Annotated in this window: 17 protein-coding genes and 1 tRNA gene; 1 reads left to right on the top strand and 17 read right to left on the bottom strand. The window is 45.6% G+C overall.

Annotation, left to right across the window (positions count from 1 at the left end; all coding sequences use genetic code 11):
• Window positions 1-32: 32 nt before the first annotated feature.
• The 3 genes from lpdA to ACH3Y6_RS08540 all read right to left on the bottom strand — a co-directional run bounded on the left by lpdA (window position 33) and on the right by ACH3Y6_RS08540 (window position 3,282).
• Complete coding sequence (gene lpdA / locus ACH3Y6_RS08550) at window positions 33-1,442, bottom strand: dihydrolipoyl dehydrogenase (RefSeq protein ID WP_490835182.1); 1,410 nt, start codon at window positions 1,440-1,442, stop codon at window positions 33-35.
• 182 nt (window positions 1,443-1,624) lie between these two features.
• Window positions 1,625-2,446, bottom strand: a complete 822-nt coding sequence (locus ACH3Y6_RS08545) for an SAM hydrolase/SAM-dependent halogenase family protein (protein WP_490835181.1) — start codon at window positions 2,444-2,446, stop codon at window positions 1,625-1,627.
• Window positions 2,447-2,475: 29 nt separating this feature from the next.
• The gene (locus ACH3Y6_RS08540; RefSeq protein WP_490835180.1) at window positions 2,476-3,282 is read right to left on the bottom strand and encodes an SDR family oxidoreductase; all 807 of its coding nucleotides are present in this window, start codon (window positions 3,280-3,282) and stop codon (window positions 2,476-2,478) included.
• Window positions 3,283-3,452: 170 nt separating this feature from the next.
• On the opposite strand from ACH3Y6_RS08540, the gene ACH3Y6_RS08535 reads away from it, so the two are divergent.
• A tRNA-Lys gene (locus tag ACH3Y6_RS08535) sits at window positions 3,453-3,528 on the top strand.
• A gap of 378 nt (window positions 3,529-3,906) precedes the next feature.
• On the opposite strand, the gene ACH3Y6_RS08530 is transcribed toward ACH3Y6_RS08535, so the two are convergent.
• The 14 genes from ACH3Y6_RS08530 to ACH3Y6_RS08465 all read right to left on the bottom strand — a co-directional run bounded on the left by ACH3Y6_RS08530 (window position 3,907) and on the right by ACH3Y6_RS08465 (window position 22,740).
• Window positions 3,907-5,280 carry an HAD-IB family phosphatase gene (locus tag ACH3Y6_RS08530; protein WP_490835179.1) on the bottom strand — a complete coding sequence of 458 codons (1,374 nt, stop codon included), beginning with the start codon at window positions 5,278-5,280 and terminating at the stop codon, window positions 3,907-3,909.
• A 216-nt stretch (window positions 5,281-5,496) separates the two neighbouring features.
• Window positions 5,497-6,891: a chloride channel protein gene (locus ACH3Y6_RS08525; protein WP_490835178.1), complete on the bottom strand. Its 1,395-nt coding sequence runs from the start codon at window positions 6,889-6,891 to the stop codon at window positions 5,497-5,499.
• A gap of 23 nt (window positions 6,892-6,914) precedes the next feature.
• Entirely contained in the window at window positions 6,915-8,570 is a 1,656-nt protein-coding gene (locus ACH3Y6_RS08520) for a tetratricopeptide repeat protein (protein ID WP_490835177.1), read from the bottom strand.
• A 37-nt stretch (window positions 8,571-8,607) separates the two neighbouring features.
• A complete protein-coding gene (locus ACH3Y6_RS08515) occupies window positions 8,608-9,477 on the bottom strand; it encodes a universal stress protein (protein ID WP_490835176.1) in 870 nt (289 codons plus the stop codon).
• Window positions 9,478-9,701: 224 nt separating this feature from the next.
• Window positions 9,702-11,024 (bottom strand): ATP-binding protein, encoded by a 1,323-nt coding sequence (locus tag ACH3Y6_RS08510; protein ID WP_490835175.1) that lies wholly within the window; start codon window positions 11,022-11,024, stop codon window positions 9,702-9,704.
• Between the two features lie 55 nt (window positions 11,025-11,079).
• Window positions 11,080-11,769 carry a response regulator transcription factor gene (locus ACH3Y6_RS08505; protein WP_490835174.1) on the bottom strand — a complete coding sequence of 230 codons (690 nt, stop codon included), beginning with the start codon at window positions 11,767-11,769 and terminating at the stop codon, window positions 11,080-11,082.
• Window positions 11,770-12,209: 440 nt separating this feature from the next.
• A complete protein-coding gene (locus ACH3Y6_RS08500) occupies window positions 12,210-14,465 on the bottom strand; it encodes a xanthine dehydrogenase family protein molybdopterin-binding subunit (RefSeq protein WP_490835173.1) in 2,256 nt (751 codons plus the stop codon).
• Between the two features lie 30 nt (window positions 14,466-14,495).
• Window positions 14,496-14,960 carry a (2Fe-2S)-binding protein gene (locus ACH3Y6_RS08495; RefSeq protein WP_490835172.1) on the bottom strand — a complete coding sequence of 155 codons (465 nt, stop codon included), beginning with the start codon at window positions 14,958-14,960 and terminating at the stop codon, window positions 14,496-14,498.
• Between the two features lie 186 nt (window positions 14,961-15,146).
• Window positions 15,147-16,697, bottom strand: a complete 1,551-nt coding sequence (locus ACH3Y6_RS08490) for a TSUP family transporter (protein ID WP_490835171.1) — start codon at window positions 16,695-16,697, stop codon at window positions 15,147-15,149.
• Window positions 16,681-18,360: an assimilatory sulfite reductase (NADPH) hemoprotein subunit gene (gene cysI / locus ACH3Y6_RS08485; RefSeq protein WP_490835170.1), complete on the bottom strand. Its 1,680-nt coding sequence runs from the start codon at window positions 18,358-18,360 to the stop codon at window positions 16,681-16,683. Before cysI ends, ACH3Y6_RS08490 begins: the two co-directional genes overlap by 17 nt.
• Window positions 18,361-18,427: 67 nt before the next feature.
• On the bottom strand, window positions 18,428-20,146 hold the full coding sequence (locus ACH3Y6_RS08480) for a diflavin oxidoreductase (RefSeq protein ID WP_490835169.1): 1,719 nt from the start codon (window positions 20,144-20,146) through the stop codon (window positions 18,428-18,430).
• Window positions 20,112-20,966, bottom strand: a complete 855-nt coding sequence (gene cobA / locus ACH3Y6_RS08475) for a uroporphyrinogen-III C-methyltransferase (RefSeq protein ID WP_490835168.1) — start codon at window positions 20,964-20,966, stop codon at window positions 20,112-20,114. The genes ACH3Y6_RS08480 and cobA overlap by 35 nt, the downstream gene beginning before the upstream one ends.
• A 10-nt stretch (window positions 20,967-20,976) precedes the next feature.
• Complete coding sequence (gene cysK / locus ACH3Y6_RS08470) at window positions 20,977-21,888, bottom strand: cysteine synthase A (RefSeq protein WP_490835167.1); 912 nt, start codon at window positions 21,886-21,888, stop codon at window positions 20,977-20,979.
• An 18-nt stretch (window positions 21,889-21,906) separates the two neighbouring features.
• A complete protein-coding gene (locus tag ACH3Y6_RS08465) occupies window positions 21,907-22,740 on the bottom strand; it encodes a serine O-acetyltransferase (RefSeq protein WP_490835166.1) in 834 nt (277 codons plus the stop codon).
• Between the last annotated feature and the right edge of the window lies 1 nt (window position 22,741).

Genomic DNA, 22,741 nt, shown 5'->3' with positions numbered 1-22,741 from the left:
GGCTTTTTTTATCAGACAACCTTTCTAAGGTATTAAATATCAATAGCTTCTCCGTATGCGGCCGCTGTAGCTTCTTTAACAGCTTCGCTCATGGTCGGGTGAGGATGCACAGCGTTCAGGATCTCGTGCGCTGTGGTCTCCAGTTTACGGGCCACCACCGCTTCCGCGATCATGTCGGTGACGTTCATACCGATCATATGACATCCCAGTAATTCACCATATTTGGCATCGTAGATGATCTTTACAAAACCATCGGTAGCACCTGCCGCACTGGCTTTACCGCTGGCCATGAACGGGAACTTACCGATCTTCAGTTCGTAACCGGCTTCTTTGGCCGCTTTTTCGGTATAACCCACGCTGGCGATCTCCGGGGTGCAATAGGTACAGCCGGGGATATTGTTGTAGTCCAGCGGTTCTGGCAGGTGGTGGTGTTTCTTCTCCAGGTAAGCCATATGCTCCGCCGCATTGATCCCTTCTTTAGAAGCTACGTGCGCCAGGGCCTGTCCGGGAGAACAGTCTCCAATGGCATAGATACCCGGAACAGAGGTCTGCTGGTAGGCATCCACCACGATCTTTCCTTTCTCGGTTTTGATGCCGTTCTCTTCCAGTCCGATGTTCTCGATATTGGCTACCACACCTACCGCGCTTAATACGATATCAGCTTCCAGGGTAACAGTGCTGCCATCCTGTTTTTTTACGAGGGCTTTTACGCCGGCTCCGCTGGTATCCACTGAATCAACAGAAGCGTTGGTCATGATATCGATACCCTGTTTCTTGTATTGTTTTTCCAGTTCCTTGGAAATATCCTCATCTTCTACCGGAACTATTCGGGGCAAGAATTCCACGATGGTCACTTTGGTTCCCATGCTGTTGTAGAAATAGGCAAATTCCACTCCTATGGCCCCGCTACCTACAATGATCATGCTCTTGGGCTGTTCGGGCAATACCATGGCTTCGCGGTAGCCGATCACTTTCTTGCCATCCTGTTTCAGGTTAGGCAATTCTTTACTGCGGCCACCAGTAGCGATAACGATGTATTTTCCTTCCACCACGGTTTTACTTCCGTCGGCAGCGGTCACTTCAATCTTTCCTTTGGCTTTCACCTTACCGTAGCCCATCACCACATCTATCTTGTTCTTTTTCATCAGGAACTGAACACCCTTGCTCATCTTATCTGCCACACCGCGGCTCCTTTTCACTACGCCACCGAAATCGTGGGCAACACCTGTGGCATTGATACCGTAGTTGGTGCTGTGTTTCATGTATTCGTACACCTGTGCGCTTTTCAGCAGCGCTTTGGTAGGGATACAGCCCCAGTTCAGGCAGATACCACCCAGGCTTTCTTTTTCTATGATCGCAACTTTGAATCCTAATTGAGAAGCACGGATAGCAGCCGGGTAACCACCGGGACCACTACCTAACACAATTACGTCGTATGGCATGATTAATGATTGAGTGAATGTGATTGTGAGATTTATTTCAGGGAGCAAAAATACTGGCAATTGAGGAAACGGACAAATGTGGGGAAGGGTGAGTGGTCAGTGGTGAGTAGGAAGTGAGTAGTCAGTCGTGAATGGGCAATTGTGAATTCACTCCCTACTCACCACTGACGACTGAAGCCTCCTTATTCAAAAAAGATCCGCACCGTTTGGTAGAACCACTTGTTGCTGGAAGCGGAGCCGGTTTGCTGCATTTGTTCGTTATAGCCCTGCAGTCCGAACAATCCGGCCATATTGCCGTTGCGGAGGGCAATTTCGAGGTAACCGGCCGAATTGAACCAGGCCAGCTTTTCCGATTCGGCTACCGAAGTGTAGTTGTCGCTGATGGTATCGATGGTCTCGTTGCGTTTGAAGACGATCTTGAAATTCCTGCCCTTGCGCTGTTCATTGAACTCCTCGCGGGTGATATTGATGACCACATTCTCGAAATTGTCGATGAAGAGGATCTGCCCTTCCATCCAGTTGGGACCCACCGTAGCCCGCAAGGGGTATTTTTCTTCGATATCGGTCACCGGCTCACCATGCCCTTTCAGACTGCCGGATTCCTGGATATGCGCAATGGTAAACGCCACTTCCTGGGTGATCTCGAGCAGGGTCTGGTGTTTGTTCATTTCAATGCCGATGATCTCCCTGGGTTTACCGCCTGCAATCATGGTCAGTATCCCGTTGTCCGGGCAAATGATGTACTGGTCCTTGTGTTTGGCCACCAGCATATACCGCCTGGCAGTTTCAAACAGGTTCACCATAATAAAATGAAAAGTGCCCGGGGGATAATACCGGAAAGCGTTGTTACAGGTATAAGCCGCCTGCGGAAAATTGGTCTGGGAAAGATAATGTGTGATGTCGAGGATATTGAGATCGGGCATCAGGTTCACGAACTGCCCCTTGATCGCACCAACAAGATAATCCCGCTGGCCTATGTCTGAAGTCAACGTTAGAATAGGCATCGTGACAGTTAAACGTTTGAACAGACAGGTTATTTCACCAGCTCCCCATTTTTAAAGAAAAAATTCCTGACCAGTTTATCCGCCAGTGAAGGGAAAAAGCGGTTCATGAATACGGTTCTTTTGCCAGTAAAAGTAAGTACCAGGCTACGTTTTCTTTTTTCGATGGCTTTGAGGATGTGCCGGGCGCAGGTATCGGCGCTCATCATTTTGCCTTCATCCATCGGTGATTCACCCTGTGATTTACCCAGGGCATTCAGGGCCACATTTCGGATATTGGAAGTGGTGAAACCAGGGCATACCCACATCACATTGGTGCCGCTGTCGAGCAGTTCGGTGCGCAGTGCTTCCAGCCATCCGTTTACGGCAAATTTGGAAGCCGAATAACCGCTTCTGCCCGGCAGACCACGATAACCGGCAATGGAAGAAACCCCCACTATCGTACCTTTATTACGGGTGATATAAGGCAGGGCAAACTTGGTGCAGTATACCGTGCCCCAGAAATTGATATCCATTACTTTGCGGATGGTATCCAGCTGCACCTCGGAAACGAGTGAACGCATAGACACACCTGCATTATTGATGAGGATATCGATGGTACCGAAAGCTTTTATGGCCGCTTCAATAAAATTCTGGCAATCGGTTTCCTTACTCACATCGGCGGTATGAATCAGCAGGGGTTTGCCGGGATAGGTGGACTGCAGCTGGTATAACTTATCATAGTTACGGCCGCAGGTGGCCACTTTGGCACCCAATTGGAGAAAAGCATCTACCAATGCTTTCCCGATTCCTTCCGATCCCCCGGTGATCACAACCACTTTTTGTTGAAAAACTGACATGAGATTAGGCTTATTACACAAAAATAGGCAGTTCCTTCCTCAGTTATTGACGTTCTGTGTGTAAAAAATGGAAAATACTTTTATAAAAATTTGGCAGTTTTTTTATTTCACCTATTTTTGCACTCCCAAAGAAAAAAAGTCACTGGCTTTTCTTCCCAGGGTAAGGGTTTGATTCCGTAGCTCAGTTGGTAGAGCAATACACTTTTAATGTATGGGTCCTGGGTCCGAGTCCCAGCGGGATCACCAAAAAGCCTCACAGTAATGTGGGGCTTTTTTAATGTTGGATATTGAGCAAGGAATGATGCATATTGAAGGGTTCTGTTGCAGGACCACCTCGTTGGTTCTTGTCGGGTGGGCGGAAGGCACTCCCATCAATGTAGGTAACCTGACCCACATCTAACGAAAATCGATTAAGGAATAATTCTTTCATGCCGTCAGATTCATTCAGGAAGCGCTTCGTCTGCTGGAAGTTACTTATTACTCAGGTACCAACTATGGCGAAAAACAGTTATCCAAACAGCTCCTTAAGACCACGTTCTGGAGCAATTGATGAATCTTATGACCAACAGATACGAACGAGTTCATAAGTGCTGCTAAAAAGAATAGAGTAAGCCGGCTGCTACTTTAATTAATGATAGGCAACAATAATTCAAAATCCGGTTCTTTAACAACATAATCGGCCTCCTGATCAACCATGGGATTGGTAGAACAGAATGAGACGCCAATGCCGGCTTTCCTGATACAGCAGATATCATTTTCTCCATCACCGGCTACAAAAGTGTTTTTTAAATCAACCCGGTATTTCTGACAGATACTGATAAGTGCATTCAACTTACAGTACTCATGTTTACATTGACTATGCTCATGTGGTAAAAAAACAGAAGGAACTTTCACCTCCCCTGTTGCAATACTTTTAGAGAACTCAAGCTCATTCGATATCGTAAAATCAAACCCATACTGATTCTTCAGATGATGGGTAATACAATCGTAGCTGTCGCTGATGATACCGACAATAAATCCCTGCTCTTTCAAGGCATTAACGATCAGTTGCAGGTTCGGTGTAACCGTTATGCCATCTGTTATTTCAAGCAGGTCTCCGATGGACTTGCCCTTCAGTAGTCTGGCAATCAGTTTTGTCCGTATTATAGGATTGGGATTACAGGTTACGATATTACTAAGTTCATCTCTGAACCCCCATTTCTCCGCAGCCGTTTGTATAAAACTGGACCGGAGAATGGTATTGTCCATATCGAATATGGCTATTTTTTTCAACGACATCAGGCTTTCCTTTATCGCATATTCCATCTGTTCCCTGATAACCTGTATATTTTCATAGGTTTCGAGATTCTGGATATCCACTGCTTTTGATTTTTTCATGATCGTACGCGCCACTTCCCGAGACATTTTTCCCAGCTCCTCAAGTTGTTGCATCCTGTTTTCAATATTACCGATATTTACTTCCTGTATCCTGGCACCCAGACTTACCATGTCCATCAGTATACCGATATCCACTCCGTACCCTTCTTCAAATTCACAGCGCAGGAAGAAGTTTTTCTTACCTGCGATCATTCCGCTCAATGGTTGTCGGAAAGATGGAAATTCAGGACTCAGAATAGATAGCAGTGGCTTAGCTACCAGTTCCGTTACCCGTCCTGCCTGCCGGGTGAACCAGGATTTGACAAAATCTGCTTCCTCTTTTATCAGGGGGGATGTCAACAGCTCAATTGTATTTTCCTGATAAGAAGTGATATCCGCATCCAAAAAAACAACGATTTCATTTTTTGCCACATGTATCCCATCTTTCATGGATGCCCCTTTGCCAAGTTTTGTACTAGTAATTACGGTAGCACCGGCTTCCCGCGCTTCCTGTATGGTATTGTCCATTGACTTATCATCCACAACAATCACTTCGGATACAGCAGAAGCTCTTCTTGCCAATTGAACAACCGAGGCTACTGTTGTTCCTTCATTGAGTGCTGGTATAATTACAGTAATCATGCATTAATAATAAAACCAATGAATAAAAAGTCCGGTTACGATAATCTCTCTGCAATCATTTTTGTTTTAATCGATGCTATTTTTGCTGAATGGGACAATAACACGAATACAAACAAAGCAGTAGAAATATTGCCTTTCCGACATAACACATCCCTATCCAAAAGATTCCGGGAAGCCTGTTACAGGATGCTTTTGTTGTGTTGATTCCCATCTGTATCAAGCAGGAATCTTCGTTCCCGGTTCGGCAGAAATATTTCTTGCTTCTGCATCTTCTTTTTCCAGCTCACGCAAATAATTTTGTTTGAGCCTATCGTAAAACGAATGTTTATCCACTATCAATGAAACAAAACCCGCTAACATTCCTGCCAGCATCAGGTAAAAAATAATTGCATGCCTGTCTGTCATTTCAAGAACCAATATGGCTGATGTAAAAGGTGTTCGGGTAACACCTGTTAAAAAAGCCACCATGCCTGCAAGAATCAGGAGGTTAGTATTGGTATCCGAAAGATGAAAGAGGCCTGATATCCAGGATCCGATACTTGCACCGGAGCTTAATGCAGGAGCAAATACACCTCCTGCCGCTCCCGTAGTAAAGGATACAACAGATCCAGCTATTCTCAAAAATGGCATATACCAATCAGAATATTTATTACCAGAAAACAACATTTCAAGCATATAGTCTTTTCCGGAACCGATAGTTCTTTCATCTATAAAGAGTGCTGGTAAGACAACCAGCAATGAACAGCTAATTAAAAACAGTATATGTTGCCATTTGGCAGTGAACCTTTTTTTCCAGGCAAGAACAGAAAGCATGATTCTGCACATTGCACTTCCGGCAAGACCAGCAATTATGGCAACAGCCATGACACCAATAAAAATATAGGGCGACAGGTTTGTGATTTCCGGATAACCGATATACAAATACCTTCCTGCCAAAGCCTGAGCAGTTAATCCGGCAATGATTACGGCCGTAAAAAGAGCTGTTTTAAAGTAATTGATATGCGTTTTACTCAATTCCTCTACAGCAAACACAATTCCGCCAAGTGGTGTATTAAAAGCCGCCGCAAGTCCCGCTGCCGCTCCTGTCAAAATCATATTTCGTTTTGATATTTTGGGCCACCAATCCGGTAACCCTAAATTGATCTTCCTGAATACAGAAGCTGCTATCTGTATCGTAGGTCCCTCCCTGCCTATCACACCACCCCCTAAAACCATTAGCAAACTGGAGGCAACTTTTACAACTATAATCCTGAGGCTCAATAAACGGTTTATTTTCCCGGACTCGCCAGGTTTTGCCAGTTCAATAGAGGCCATTACCTGAGGAATTCCGCTTCCTTTAGAAAATGGGGCAATTTTTTTCACTACCCACCAGGCTGCCAAAAAAAACAAGGGCGATACGATCAGCAGATACCAAACCTGTTTATGCAATAGAAAAAGTGTCCCTTTTTCCGCAAAGGCAAACATTTTGGCGTATAATACTGCCAGTACCCCGGTAATAAAAGATCCCGACCAGAATGGAATGGCTTGAAGGATAGCCATCTTAAATTTTTCATTACGAATCCTATCAAATGAAATCTTTAATCGATGCTTTACGGTTAGCCATATTCCCATCTGAGAAAGTTTAAGCGTCTAATTTAGTTTTTATTATCCACTTCTTTTTGTTGCTTACTGTTTTTTGCCTGATTTTTATACTCGTTCATGTCTTGTATGTATTTCTTTAACCCTGCAACTGTTTTCTTTAACTCAGTGCTTTTAGGCTGAAACTTCAATAACATAGTATAATATTCAAGCGATTTTCCATATTCTTTCTTACTGAGATAATATTGCCCGAGGTAATTATAAGATTGTTCGAGCATCGTTTTATATTCCTGTGTCATATTCGAACCCGCTTTATCAACAAAATCTTCAAAATACGGAACAGCTACCCCGGTAGTCATACTACTGTCAACTTTAGCTTTAATACCTGCCTGCATATAAATACCTCTGTATTCTTCCGGATATAAATTATTAAACTCTACAAATAATTTTTCAGCTTTATCCAACTCATTGAACTCATACCAGGCCACACCAATCCGATACATATCCACTTTATCAAAACCCTTTAACGGGAGAAGTTTTTCGCGCCAGACGGTGGCTGCATATTTATCACCTGTGGTTACATAATGGTTCACCAATGACATTGCATAGAATTTCTTATTGGTAAGGCTTGTATCGCTTTCATAAGCATCTGTTACATAAACAAGCGTAGTCGAGTCTTTTGTTTTCTTCCGGACAGCCAGCTGCGCAATCAGGTACTTATCATAGGCAGTTATTTTAGAAGAATCCTGGGTCTGCATATAGCGATCCATATTTTGGTAGGCATCATCAATGCGACCAACTTTGTAGTAACTGAATGCAACATAACGGTAGGTGTCCGGCGACATCTGAATATCTCCCTCTTTAAAAAGCCTGTTTGCACGGTCGATCACGGCTATATACTTTTTGGCATTGTAATCCAATACTAGCAACTGCAGCTCCTGTTGGTCGGTCTTATCGGACAAATCAAGAAATTTTGCATAATATTTTTTCACATGCTCTTTATCGTTGTAATAAGCATGCCTGTATAACTCATACCAGGCAGGAGCATACAAAGAATCTTTCGCAATAATTTTTCTAAGCAGGGGCATATACATATCCTGATTCTTTTGAGAAATGAATACTTTTGCCAATGAAAAATATGACTGCAGGTAATTGCTGTCTACATTTGTAGCTTTTGTAAAATAACCATATGCTGCAGATCCATCGCCTCTCCGGAGTTCATTATTACCAGCCTGCACCAATACCCGGGCATTAACCGGATCAATCATTGTGGCTTTCCGGAGCAACTTTTCTGCACGTACAAAATCTTTCATTTCTGTATAGGCCCTGGCTATGGCCGTAATAAGGCTTACACTATTTGTATTTTCCGAAACAGGGTTTATCACAGACAATATATTCTGTGCCATAGTTCTGTTACCGGATGCAGCATAAGCCTGGGCAAGGCCGGCTTGTAACAGTACAGATTTTTTCGCAGCCAGAGCGGCCTTGTAATGTGCAATAGACTTAGGATATTCTTTCTGCAACAGCAATACCTGTCCCTGCCAGTACACGGCACTGGTATCTGCAGGATTTACTTTTGCTATACCTGAGAAAATAGCAAGGGCAGACTGGTAACGTTGGTATTGCATCATGGTAAGGCCATCAGAAAAAGATTGCCCGTAGCCAACAAGTCCGGCTATTACAAAGAATAAGGATACCGATATTTTTTTCATGTTTGACAGATTTAAGAGATCATAAATAAAGTCCGCTTCATACTGACGGCTGATACATTGTCTCCGGATCAAATGAGCTAAACTGTAAAAAACCTGGTATTAAACCACGCCATAACTTACTGAACCCTGAGTGGGGTATTTTCCTGCTGGTGATCAATACATCGGCTTGTATACTGTTGGCATAAACCACAAAATCGTGCTCAGCATTTACTCCGGCTTTTATACAACTGCATTGTACCTGTATATTACCGGTTGATTTGAGCATCTTCAAGGTATCAATGATAAAAGGGAACTGGGTTAAACTTCCTTCTTTCCGGATCGGAGCAAGGGTGATCAGGTGAATTTTAACATGACTGTTCCTGGCGATCCTGAAAATAGTTTTTATCCGTAATTCGGGAACGAAACCTACTACCGGGATCACTATATTTTTCCATTGTTCAATACTTTCTGTATTTGAAAAAAAAGTAATCACCTGACAGGGACTATTCTGTATAATCTTCTCAACCGGATCCGTTCGGAAAAAGCCCTTCCATTTTTTTTGAACAGGTTTTGAAACTGCGATGAGATCCGCTTTTTTTTCGCGGGCACAATCCAGAATACAGTTTTCCCATTTACCACATACTACTTCCGTGGTAATAGTGACACCGTAAATAACCTGGAGGCTGGATTGCCATGTTTGCAACATCGCGCTCTTTCGATTTGTCAACGACAATAAGGAAGCGGGCCGCAAAAAGTCAGCAAACGCCACATACCCTGTTCGCACCTGAGTATCAATAATATGCAAAAGATGTACTACAGCACCATGGTCTCTTGCCAGTTCTGCTGCCTGCCTGACAATCGCCAGTGACGCTTTATCCAGGTTTACAGGCACGATGATTGTTTTCAATATATCGTATGGCTCTTTCATACCTATCTCATTTCTGATGTAAAAATGATAGACCGGAATGAAAAGTTCATTAGACCCACATTAGAAAGCAATTAGAATACTGTCATTTTGAATCAATTATCATGTCAAAAGTATGACAATGCATATCGTACCAATCAATGAATGGTGTGTTGGAAATTTTACAATAAAACAGGTTATACACAGGCTAGTATCGTAAGCCTTAAGAAGTAAGTAAACAGCCTAGATTAAGCTGCTGATTCAAGGATTACCGAGATCACCACCTGCCCTGCACCGGTCAATTCCATTTTAATCTCCCCTTTATGTAACAGTATGATCCGCCTGGACAAAGGGAGTCCTAATCCATAACCTTTGATCCCGGCAACATAATTACCCCGCTGAAATGGCTGGAAAATATTCTTTAGATCTTCGGGGTTGAGCGACTCTGCCAAATTTGTAAAAAGTATCAGAATATTATTCTCAATAAAAGAAAGAGAGATCTGTACCCGGCAATCTGGCGCATACTTGCACCCATTCTCTGCAAGGTTCTTAAATGCAGATAACAGCAATTCATAATTTCCGTTCACCATACAGCGCATTTCATTCTCAGGCAGGTCGTCAAAAAAAATATCTACTGTACAACCGGTTGAATTTTTATGGATAATCGCGGGAATTTCCATCAAGAGCTCATCTATGCGGATTAATTCCATTTGTAAGGCTCCACCCCTGGATGTCCGGGCTATATTAAGCAGTTGATGTGTAAGGGATCCCAGGTACTGCACTTCAGACCGTACATATTCAAGTACTTTTTTATACGCATCCTTTTCACGGTCTTTATTCAATATAACATCTATCTGACTCTGAATGGACGTCAAAGGTGTAGACAATTCGTGAGACGCATTGGCAATAAATCTGCCCTGCAGTTCAAATGAATCCTGTAACCGCGCAAGAAGCCCATTAAATGTATCCGTCAGTTCGTACCACTCATCCCGTGTATCTCCTCTTGCCAATCTCCGTTCAATATTGGTTGCTGATATTTCTTTCACAGTGGCACTCAGTTTTTGCAATGGCACCAATATCCGCTTACTGAAAAACCATCCGGCAAAAAAAGAAAGTAATAAACCAGCTATGAATGTCTTTTCCTGGTTCTGCAACAGTTCCCTTAGATTGGCCTTACCAACAATATCTACTGCAGATATCACTACCACTACAGGAAATTCAGCTGATTGGGAAAACAAGGCCATTGCGTGTTTATTGTCAATCATCACCTGTGCTTCTCCTTCCAATCTTGCCCGTTTAATTAATTCCGGCTGTATACCAATGGTATCTTCGTAGTTCCTGGCAAACCGGTAAATACATTCATCCCGGCTGTTGAATATGTAAACAGACTCAGAACCTAACAGATTAATGGTGGAACTATCTACCCGCGACAGAAAATCATAATTACCGGCGTGAAGACGCTGGTAAATATAAGAAACCGTAAGTGCCCTGTTATGAAGTCTTTTAGTAAAATCTTTTTTCTGTTGTGCTACAGTACTGATATAAGTTACTGAAAAAAGGATAAACAGCATGACTGCTGAAATCAAAACGAATGCAAAGGTTATCTTATACCTCACTTTCATCGTCTCAATGATTTTCTTTCATGATATACCCAAATCCCACCTGTGTATGAATCAGTTTATCAGGAAAATTTTTGTCGATTTTATTGCGCAGGTAGTTGACATATACATCAATCGTATTGGTTCCTGTACCAAAATCAAGGTCCCATACATTCATACCAATATCGGCACGGCTTACCACACGGTTTCTATTCTTCAGCAGGTATTCCAGCAGCTTGAATTCGCGGGCCGTAAGTTTGATCTGTTTTCCGCCCCTGGTAACAGATTTGGTATCAAGATTCATTTCAAGATCCCCCAGTTTAAGCAGGTTTCCCTGTGGCATGTTCTCATTTCCTGCACGCCGCAATAAGGCGGCAATCCTTACAGCCAGTTCATGAAAGGAGAAGGGTTTTACCAGGTAGTCGTCTGCACCAGCGTTGAATCCTTCCACTTTATCAGGAACAGAATCAAACGTAGTCAGTATGAAAATAGCTACAGATTTACTTCTTTGCCTGAAACGTCTGCATAGTTCAAGGCCATTGATGCCCGGCAGGTTGATATCCAGGATCACCAGGTCAAAATGTCTGTTCGTGAACATTTTCTCGCCTATCAGTCCATCATATGCCACCATTACTTCATATCCCGCCTCACGCAGTCCCTGCTGTAATGCATCTGCAATGGCTTTTTCGTCTTCAACGATGAGGATATTTGTTTCCATACGCATTTATGTAGCTATTACGTAAACAGGTTGTACGCAAGTTATTGTTTTTAGTCAATAAGAGGGTATGAAGGACCCATACACTATAGCATTGCAAAATAGCTATCCCCATCCTGCACAAAACTATCCAAGATCGTCTGTCTATTTTATTAAGTATGAATAAAATAGCACAGACCGCCACCAAACTTCCTTCCAACCGGGGACTAAAGTCCTAAAAGAAATGCATGTGATAATTGACACCCACGCCCTGAAGGGCGCGGCAATGTTATGATACAGCATTTTCTTCTGAACAGTTGTAGCCGCCTGCCACCTGACCAACATCCAGCAAAAATCCAAACACTGGCAATACCTGCGAGATGAACTCATTAAAAAGCACCGTATCTATAACGGTGCTTTTTATATTTCCTGATCGGGCCAGAGGGGATTTTCCTGCTGTGTTCTTACCCTTTCTTGTTTAATTCATTGATGAAAGGCTGCTGATACAATCTTTTACCGGTTGCCTTATATAAAGCATTGGCCAGTGCCCCAAAGATGGGTGGGAATGGCGGCTCTCCCAATCCGGTTGGATCGATCGTATTCTGCACAAAATGCACATCAATCTTTTTGGGCGCTTCATTATGCCGGATCATCCGGTACTGGTGGAAGTTCTTCTGTATGGGCTCACCTTTCTCAAATCTCAAACCACCGAACAATGCATTACCAATGCCATCTATAATGGCTCCTTCTACCATATTCTTTGCGCCTTCGAGGTTTACCACTAGTCCGCAGTCCAATGCGGAAACCACATTGTCCACCACAGGCTGGCCGTTCTTCATAGTCACATCCACTACATGTGCCGCATAGGAATTGTGGCAGAAATAGGCCGCTACCCCCCTACGTAAGTTTTTGTTCTTTTCCTTACGCCAGTTCGATTTTTCTTTTACCAGTTCCAATACACCGATATACCTGTCTGCATCGTAATCATTGTTCTTCCCTACCGGATTGTTTTTAGCTCTTTTCAGCAATTCGATCCGGTAATCGATGGGATCCTTGCCGATCAGTTCCGCCAGCTCATCCAGGAATGACTGCTCGGCACTGGCGATAAAATTGGAACGCGGCGCCCTGAATGCACCAATCGTGATGTTGGATGGGATCTCCCAACCCTCGGCAAGATAATTGTCAAAAGCACCTGCCGGAAAACGGTCGGCATGAATGGCATTCTCAGGAACGCCCCCACCTTTTATGTGAACAGCAGTAACTTCATTTTTGTCGTTGATCGCTGCCCTGTATGTGACCATATAAGCCGGACGGTAAATACCATTGGTCATATCATCTTCCCGGGTATAAATGAGTTTGATCGGCGCTTTCATTTTCTGCGAGATCAGCCCTGCTTCTACCATATAATGGCAATAGGCCCTTCTGCCAAAACCGCCACCCATCCTGGCCAATTGTATCTCAATCGTTGAAGCCGGTATCCCTAAATTGGCTATCAGGGTTGGTTTGATGAATTCGGGCGCCTGAGTAGGTGCCACAAAAAATGCTTTTTCGTTTGTGATATGCGCAAAACAGCTGATGGGTTCCATGGTATTATGCGGCAGGAATGGTGCGGAATAAGTCCTTTCCAGCACTTTCTTCGCTTTTGCAAATGCATCTTCCGGCTTTCCATCTTTGCGCAAAATCCGGCCAGGCTTTTTCTGCATTTCGTGCATTTTCTTTATGTGGTCAGCCGTACTCTCCAGACCTGAGGGAATGATTTCTTCCCGTTTGGCACCCCAGGCAGCCACCACTTCTTTGCTTTCCTGTATGGGCTCCCACTGGATCGATATCTTTTTCCGGGCATTCATCACTTGCCAGGTAGTATTTCCTACCACCACAATCAGATGATTAAAAGTACGGGTATCAAAACCTGCCCGTTCAAAACCATCCTTATACACTTTGATATCAAAAACATCTTTGATGCCAGGCATCTGCAATGCAGCTGAAGCATCGTACGATTTCAACTGCATCCCGAATGCTGTGGGACGTATCGTCATGGCGATCAACATGCCCTCCTGGCGGTAATCCATGGTGAACAAGGACTGTCCTTTTACAATTTTCTTCCCCTCCACATTCTTCTGGTGCGTACCCAACAGTGAGAATTCGGTCGTTTTCTTCAGTAAAACATTTTCCGGAACGGGCAATTGAGCGGCAGCTGTAGCCAATGAACCATAAGTGGCGGAGCGATTACTGTTCTTATGATAGACCATTCCCCCGGAAGCCGTCAGTTCCTCTAACGCCACTTTCCATTCAGCTGCAGCAGCCTGCAATAACATGAATTTGGCCGAAGCGCCTGCCTTTCGGAGAATCTGCCATCCCTGTCGGATAGACTGGCTACCACCTGTAAACTGCCGTTTGTATTTGGGTGTATTGAAATCCGCCTGCTCTACCTGCACATTTTTCCAGTCGGCATCCAGTTCCTCTGCAATGATCATGGGCATGGAAGTGATCACGTTCTGTCCGAATTCCGGATTCGGTGACATAATCTTTACCTGGTTGTCGGGCGTGATCTTCACAAAACCGGTCAGCTCCACCCACTGTTGCACCGAAGGGGTTCCTGCCAATACTTCATTGGGTTTTACACTGGCCAGCCAGCCAAATCCGATCATCATACCTCCACCAGAGATAGATGTCACCTTAAGGAAAGACCGGCGGCTATACATGTTGTTCGTTTTTTCCATAAAAACATTTTGCTTGAGGTAGTGTAACAATTATTTACCGGATGATTTGGCTGCTGTTTTAATGGCTTCTTTGATTCGTGTATAGGTTCCGCAGCGGCAGATATTCCCTGTCATCGCATTTTCGATTTCCACATCACTTGGATAAGGATTGGATTTCAGCAGGGAAACTGCCGTCATGATCTGGCCGGTCTGGCAGTACCCGCATTGTGCCACATCCAGTTCCAGCCAGGCTTTCTGAACCGGATGATCCCCATTCTCAGACAAGCCTTCAATGGTAGTAATTTCCTGCGAGCCAACAGCAGAAACCGGTAACTGGCAGGAACGCAAGGCCCGGCCGTTCAAATGAATGGTACAGGCCCCGCAGGAACCTATACCGCAACCATACTTAGTGCCCACCAAATTCAAATGATCGCGCAGTACCCATAATACCGGGGTAGCCGGGTCTACCTCTACTTCCTGTTTTTTGCCGTTGACGGTAAGTGTCATTTTTGCCATAATCAATATCGTTTAAAAACAAAGCACAACTATCCAGCACTAATTTACCCCAGTTAGGGATTAGTTGGTCATGGAATTCAAATAAATCATTACGAAAATCAAATACTTGCAAAAAAATAACATTTGCCTAGGAGAAGTACCATAGTGCCAATTTTTATAGCCAAACAAAATATTTCCTTGCAAATATCAGTGTTGCAGCAGGTTAACGGCTTTCCATAAGGTAAACAGGCTGGTGCAGATCACCAGTCCGCCCACGAGGAAATACATGGTTTTCAGCGGTAGTTTACCCACCAGCCGGGCTGCAACCGGGGCCGCCAGGATGCCTCCGATGATTAGCCCCAGCACATCTCCCAGAGGAATATGTTTCAGCAGGATAAAAAAAGTAACGGCACTGGCAAATACCACAAAAAATTCAGCAAGACAAACCGATCCGATCACATAGCGTGGACTTTTTCTTTTGGAAATAAGCGTACTAGTTACCAGTGCGCCCCAGCCACCGCCGGCAAAAGCATCCATAAAACCGCCCACACCTGCCAGCCAGCCTGCACGTTTTACCTTATCCTGCTGCTGTTTTTTCCGGATCGCTTTTTTGATGATGAAATATCCAAGATAACAGGTATAGATAGCCAAAGGCACCCGAACATAAGTGGCATATCGCTGACCGATATAGGCCAGTGTGGCACCGGTTACGGCACCAATGATACCTGGCACTACGAGTGTTCTGAATAGTTTTTTATTGATGTTCCCGAAGCGGTGATGACTATACCCCGATACTCCGCTGGAGAATACCCGTGCAGAATGCACACGGCTGCTTACCACGGCCGGTGGTACACCATTGGCCAGCAGGAAAGTGGTAGAGATGGTACCATAGCCCATACCCAGTGAGCCATCTACCATTTGTGCCATAAAACCCGTAAGCAACATCATTAAAAAAGAACGGACATCAATATAATCAGGAACTGACCTGACTACACCATACAGTTCTTTTGCAGGGAAATAAGAAAAAACGGCCGCCCCCAGAATCATACATACAAACGCAAACAGGCAGATTTTTACGATTTGCTGCCATTTTTTCTCTTTCTGTTTTTTCAGGTTGACTTCATCCAGCGACACCTGTTTAGCCACCAGCACTTTGGTGAGGTCGTTCAGCTGTTTTACCTTATTCGTAAAATCACCGCTCAGCTGCTGTCGTATCTGCTGCATATCGTTGAGCACATCATCCATCTCAGAAGGAATGATCTCGTTCAATACTTCTTTGATCCGTTTGGCAACCGTAGGTGATTTCCCATTGGTGGAGATCGCGATCTTCAGGCTGCCTTTCTGCACGATCGAACCCAGATAGAAATCGCAGAGTGCAGGTTTATCGGCCACATTCACCAACAGGTTCCGGGCTTTCGCCTCTTTGCGGATATATTCACTTAACGGAATATCATTCACAGCCACCACCACAATGTCTGCACCGTCAAGGTCAGTCTCCGCATAACGCTTCTCTACCAGTTTAACAGCCGGGTATTTTTGGCATAGCTCACGGATCTGTTCGCTGATCTCCAGGGCCACGATATGGATACGGGTTAGTGGCGCATTACCGAGTAAAGAACCCAGTTTTTCCAATGCTACATTACCTCCACCCACCAGTAATACGGACAATTGTTCCAGCTTCAGAAAAACAGGGAACAAGGGATTGGCAGATCCGGATGAGGGAACGATCTGTATGGATGGATCAGTTGCTTGCGCCATGTGATGATACCCACTGTTGTCTGATGGCAAAATCGCCGAAAGTCTCTCCGGGCAAACGACCGGTTGCATACTGTTCGAAAAGACCATCAAGAGAAGCCAGTATTTCTTCTTCTCCTATATTCTCCCGATAAATGGCATTCAGTCGCTGCCCTACCCTGTCGCCACCCAATTGCAGGTTATACCTTCCCGGACCGGTTCCCACAAAACCGATCTCGGCTGCATAGGATCGGGCACATCCGTTGGGACAACCCGTCATGCGGATAATGATCTCTTCCTGTTGTAATTGATGCTTGTGCAACAAAGGTTCTATTTTATCCAGCAAACTGGGCAGGTACCGCTGTGCCTCGGCCAGTGCCAGCGGACAGGTAGGTAATGCCACACAAGCCATAGAGTGGCGACGGGTCACCGAACTTTTTTCTGTCAGCAGTATCACACCATAAGTATCCAGTATGTTTTCAATCGCTGCTTTATCAGTTTCTTTCACATCACTGATGATCACATTCTGGTTACAGGTGAACCGGAAATTGGCCTTACCTGTGTGTGCTACGGCCAGCAAAGCTGATTTTACCTGCGCAGCTGCTTCATCCGTGACCCTTCCATTCTCTACCAAAGCTGTGTAATACCAAAGCCCTTCTTCGTTCTGATACCAGCCAAAATGATCTTTACGGCTGGTAAATACAGTTTTACGAACGGGCTCGAGGGCAAAGCCGGTCCTGCGTTCCAGTTCTTCTTTGAACCAATCAATCCCCACACGGTCAACCGTATATTTTAAACGGGCCAGTTTACGGTCGCTCCGGTTACCATGATCGCGTTGGATGGTGGCGATCTCATACACGGCTTTCAATGTTTTTTCTTCACCGGGCACAAAACCGATCAGTGTGGCCAGGCGCGGATAGGTATCCGGATTTCCATGTGTGCTCGACAATCCTCCTCCAATAGCGATATTGAATCCCACCAGCGTATTATTCTCGATCACGGCGATCAATCCAACATCATTGGCAAACACATCCACATCATTGTTCGGTGGTATGGCAATGGCGATCTTGAACTTGCGTGGCAGGTAACGGTCCTGGTACAGGGGATCCTCTTCTTCTTTTTTGTCAAGCAGGGGTTCCTCGTCCAGCCAGATCTCATAATAGGCCCTGGTCTTGGGCATCAGTAAGCGACTGATCCTGTCGGCATACCCAAATACTTCCGCATGGATAGGCGATTCTTTCGGATGTGAACTGCACAGCACATTACGGTTGATATCGCCACAGGTAGCTATCGAATCCAGTTTGGCCTCATCAAATGCCTTGATCGTCGGCCTGATTTTCGATTTGATTATACCATGCAACTGCAGGGTCTGTCGTGAGGTGATCTTGATCACCCCCGTTGTATTCTTACCCGCCACATCATGTACGGCGATCCACTGCTCCGGCGTTAGGAAACCGCCCGGTAACCGCAGACGTATCATGAATGAATACAAACGCTCCAGTTTTTTTGCGGCCCGCTCTTCGCGTCTGTCACGGTCGTCCTGCTGGTACATGCCATGAAATTTGATCAGGGCCTGGTCATCTTCACGGATGGCGCCGGTGATCTCGTCCTGCAGGCTCTCCCGGATGGTGCCGCGCAGGCCATCACTGGCTTCTTTAATGATCTCTATCGCTGATTTTTTTGACATAATATCTGTAAGTGCTTCGTATATGATTGATGAATATCCAACGGTATGTCCTGAAGTTTTGCCAGGATCAATACAGTTCCCTGGAATACCTGCCTTCGGTTTTCAGTTGTTCTAAATAACTGTGTGCTTCACCGGCATCTGTTTTGCCTTCTCCGGCAATGATCTGCAGCAATGTTGCTTCCACCGATTCACCCATGGGCGACTTTTCGCCGCAGACATACAGGTAAGCGCCTTCCTGTATCCAGAGGTACACTTCTTTGGCATGGGCCTGCAATTTTTCGGCCACGGAAAATGCCTGTGGCTGGTCTTGCCGGAATGCCAGCGAAATACCATTCAGTACGCCTGTCTGGTACCAGTCCTGCAGTTCGGTCTGGTACAGGAAATCACGGGTAAAACTGTCTTCGCCAAAAAACAACCAGTTCTTACCGGAAGCTCCCGTGGCATCCCGTTCTGCCAGGAATGCGCGGAAAGCCGCAATACCGGTTCCCTGCCCGATCATCAATACTTGTTTATCGCCATCCGGTAAGCGGAAGCGTTTGTTCTTCTGTACAAAAAATTCCAGGGTTGCCCCTTCCGGCAAAGCTGCCAGGTAACCGGAACACAAACCATGCTGAGTAGTTTCCCCAACCATGAACCGGTCCAGCTCTACTGTCAGGTGCAGTTCTCCTGTATGTGCGGCAGGCGATGAGGCAATGGTATAGATCCGGGGTGATTGCGCCGGCAGGATTCCGATCAGTTCCTCAAACTTCGTCTCATTTTGCAGGGGATAGTTTTCCAACAATTGCAGCAGGTCTGCTTTCTGTTCAGGAATGTCCTGTTGCACCATGGAAGCATATTTTTTGACCACCCGCTCATGCAGGTGACTCACAGCTAATTTCTGCTGTAACAATTCTTCTGCGGTATACAATTCATTTTTATGAGAATACTGCCGGGTTCGGTCAAAGCCGGTAAGGGCAAACAGGCGGTTCACCAATGCAGTGGAATTATGCGGAACAATACCGATAGAATCGCCGGGCTCGTATTCCACTTCCTCTGCCAGCAGTTCCAGGTGATACACTTCTTTATGCGATCCCCGATCGTTCAGCAATTGTTTGCCGGCCAGGATGGCCGTATAGATCTTTTTATTGGATTTTGTTGCTGTTGTTTCTGTTGCTGCTTTGATGGATGCAGCTGCAATGGTTCCGGTGCCCTTCACAGACAGCAATACCTGTTCAAACCAGCTTTCGGCATCTTTTTCATAATCCACATCGCATTTGCGTATGGGCACTATCCTTTTGCCTCCCAGTTTCTCCAGCTGGCTATCCACATCTTCGCCTGTTTTACAGAAAAAAGGATACGAGGTATCGCCCAATGCCAGCACGCCGTATCTGAGCTGTTCAAGCCGAAACCCATTCCGGTGAATATGATCGTAGAATTTCTGCGCCGCCACCGGAGGTTCTCCATCACCCTGTGTACTGATCACCACAAACAGGTTTTCTTCACGGGAGAGGTCGGTTAAACGGTATTGATCAAGTCCCGCCAGTTTTACCTGCAGGTTCTCCTTCTTGGCTTTAGCCGCAAATGCCGTGGCCAGTTTTTTGGCATTACCGGTTTCGGTACCGTACACCAATGTGATCTTTCTGGCAGCAGCTGAAACAGTGGCCGCTTCCGGCACTGCTTCTTTACCGTTGATCAGGGCAGAAAGGTATCCGTTGATCCAGATCAGCTCTTCCCTTCCGATACCGGTCACCAGTTCGGTCAATAATTGTTGTTTATGCCCTGCCAGCATATTGTTTGGGTTGCTCATGTGTTTGTATAGATTTGACGGGACTTGTCAATGGTTTAAAATAATATTCCCCCAGGTCGCTTCCCCTGAACCAGTTGAATGACTGCTGTAATGCCACAACTTTACCTACCATAACCAATGACGGCGATAAAAAAGACCGGTTCCCGAATTTCTCTGCGTATTCGTAAATGCCACAGGTATATACCTGCTGGTAGGTGGTGGTGGCCTGTTCGATCACTGCTAATTGTATGGACGCATCTATTCCATGTTTGATCAGATTACCGACCAGCAGATCCAATGTCTCAGATGACATATAAAAAACAAGGGTATCGGTAGTGCTGGCCAGTTCTTTCCAGTAATCATCGCTGATCACTGCAGACTGGTAACAGGTCAGGAACCGAACAGCGGTGGCATGGTCACGGGCCGTTAGCGGTATACCTGCATAAGCAGAAGCACCGGAGGCCGCAGTAATACCAGGCACGATCTCGTAAGGAATCCTGTTGGCCAGCAAACTGTCCAGTTCATCAAACACGTTGGAGAAAAATGCCACATCACCTCCTTTCAACCTGACCACCAGTTTACCGGCAGATGCATGTTCAATCATCAGTTCATTAATGGTCTGTTGTGGGGTGGATACACCTCTGCGGCATTGTTTACCCACTTCAATGATCTTAGCCGAAGGCCTTACATATCGTTGCAGGATCACTTTACTCACCAAGCGGTCCGTGAGTATTACATCGGCCTGTTGCAGGTAGTTGGCGGTCTTCACCGTCACCAGGTCCGGATCACCGGGACCGGCTCCTGCCAGTATCACTTTTCCTGTTTGTTGTAAGGGGTTCATAGATTCTTTTTTAGAAAAGTCCTTCTATTGACAAATACCTTTCGCCGGTATCATAATTAAATGTGAGGATCTTTGCTCCTTTGGGAATATCTGCCAGTTTTTTGGCAACAGCGGCCAGTGAAGCGCCGGTAGATATACCAGCCAGAATACCCTCTTCTTTCGCCAGGCGTTGTGTATAGGCAAAAGCTTCCTCTTTACCAACCTGGATAATCCCGTCCAGTACCGGCACATTCAGTACAGATGGCACAAAACCGGCGCCGATACCCTGTAAAGGATGCGGAGAAGGTGCGCCGCCACTTAATACAGGCGACAGTTCAGGTTCCACCGCAAATACTTTGAGTGCCGGGAATTTTTCTTTCAGTACTTCCGCCACCCCGGTGATATGTCCGCCGGTACCCACCCCTGTGATCAGGTAATCGATACCTTCCGGAAAATCAGCAGCGATCTCCGCAGCGGTTGTCTGCCGGTGAATAGCCACATTAGCCAGGTTATCAAACTGCTGAGGCATCCAGGCTCCCGGTGTGGAGGCAACGATCTCCGTGGCTTTTTCAATGGCGCCTTTCATTCCTTTTTCACGGGGCGTTAACACAAATTCTGCACCGTATGCCGACATCAGTTTACGCCGTTCTACGCTCATACTTTCCGGCATCACCAGGATGATCCGATAGCCTTTCACCGCAGCCACCAGCGCCAGCCCGATACCCGTATTGCCGGAAGTGGGTTCTACAATAATGCTACCCTTCTGCAGCAAACCCCTGGATTCCGCATCTTCCACCATTGACAGTGCGATACGGTCTTTGATACTGGCGCCGGGATTGGTCCTTTCCAGTTTGATCCATACTTCCTGATCCTGTCCGAACAGTCGGTTGATCTTGACATGTGGGGTATTCCCAATAGTTGCGAGGATGTTATAGGCCTTCATATAGGGTTGATTTATTTTTTAAATGACAAAATTCAATGGTTCGGGAAAAGGGTTATTGTCCCTGACCCTGATCTCACTTTGGTGATATACGACCGAATAAGGATCCACGCTGTAGGTAAGCCATACATTACCGCCGATGATACTGTCGTGACCGATCACCGTATCCCCGCCTAAAATGGTGGCGCCCGAATACACGGTTACATTATCCTGTATGGTAGGATGTCTTTTACTCCTGGCATTTTCCTTGGCCACACTCAATGCACCCAGGGTCACACCCTGGTATAGTTTTACCTGGTTGCCGATCACTGTGGTTTCACCTATGACCACCCCTGTTCCATGATCAATAGAAAAAGATTCCCCAATACTTGCACCGGGATGAATATCAATACCCGTCTTACTATGTGCATATTCCGTGAACAGTCTTGGCAGAATCTGCACGCCGGCTTTCCACAACAGGTGCGACATCCGGTATACTGCAGTGGCATAAAAACCGGGGTATGCCGACACCACTTCTTCTTCCGAACCCGCCGCGGGATCGAATGCAAGAATGGCCTGGGCATCTTTCAGCAACAGGCTGTGCAGCTCCGGCAATGCAGCAAAAAAATCATCAACTACTTTCTGCAATACCTGTTCATCGCTGATGACAGCTGACAACAAAAACTTACAGCTCGATTGCAGTGATCCATAGGTATTGGTCAGGTCCTCTTTGGATACCAGCCGGCTGTCTTTAGGGATGAATAAAAAATCAAAACAGTCGTCTATGAACGCATGGGCCAGTATCCTGTCGGGAAAACGGATGGCACAGGCCTGGTTACGCTTATGCAGTTTTTCTATAAATGAAGAATAATTCATG

It is taken from the genome of Sediminibacterium sp. FW305-C-269 (assembly GCF_058231045.1).
Note: the sequence above shows the minus strand (reverse complement) of the source record. Positions and strands in the feature narration are given on the sequence as shown.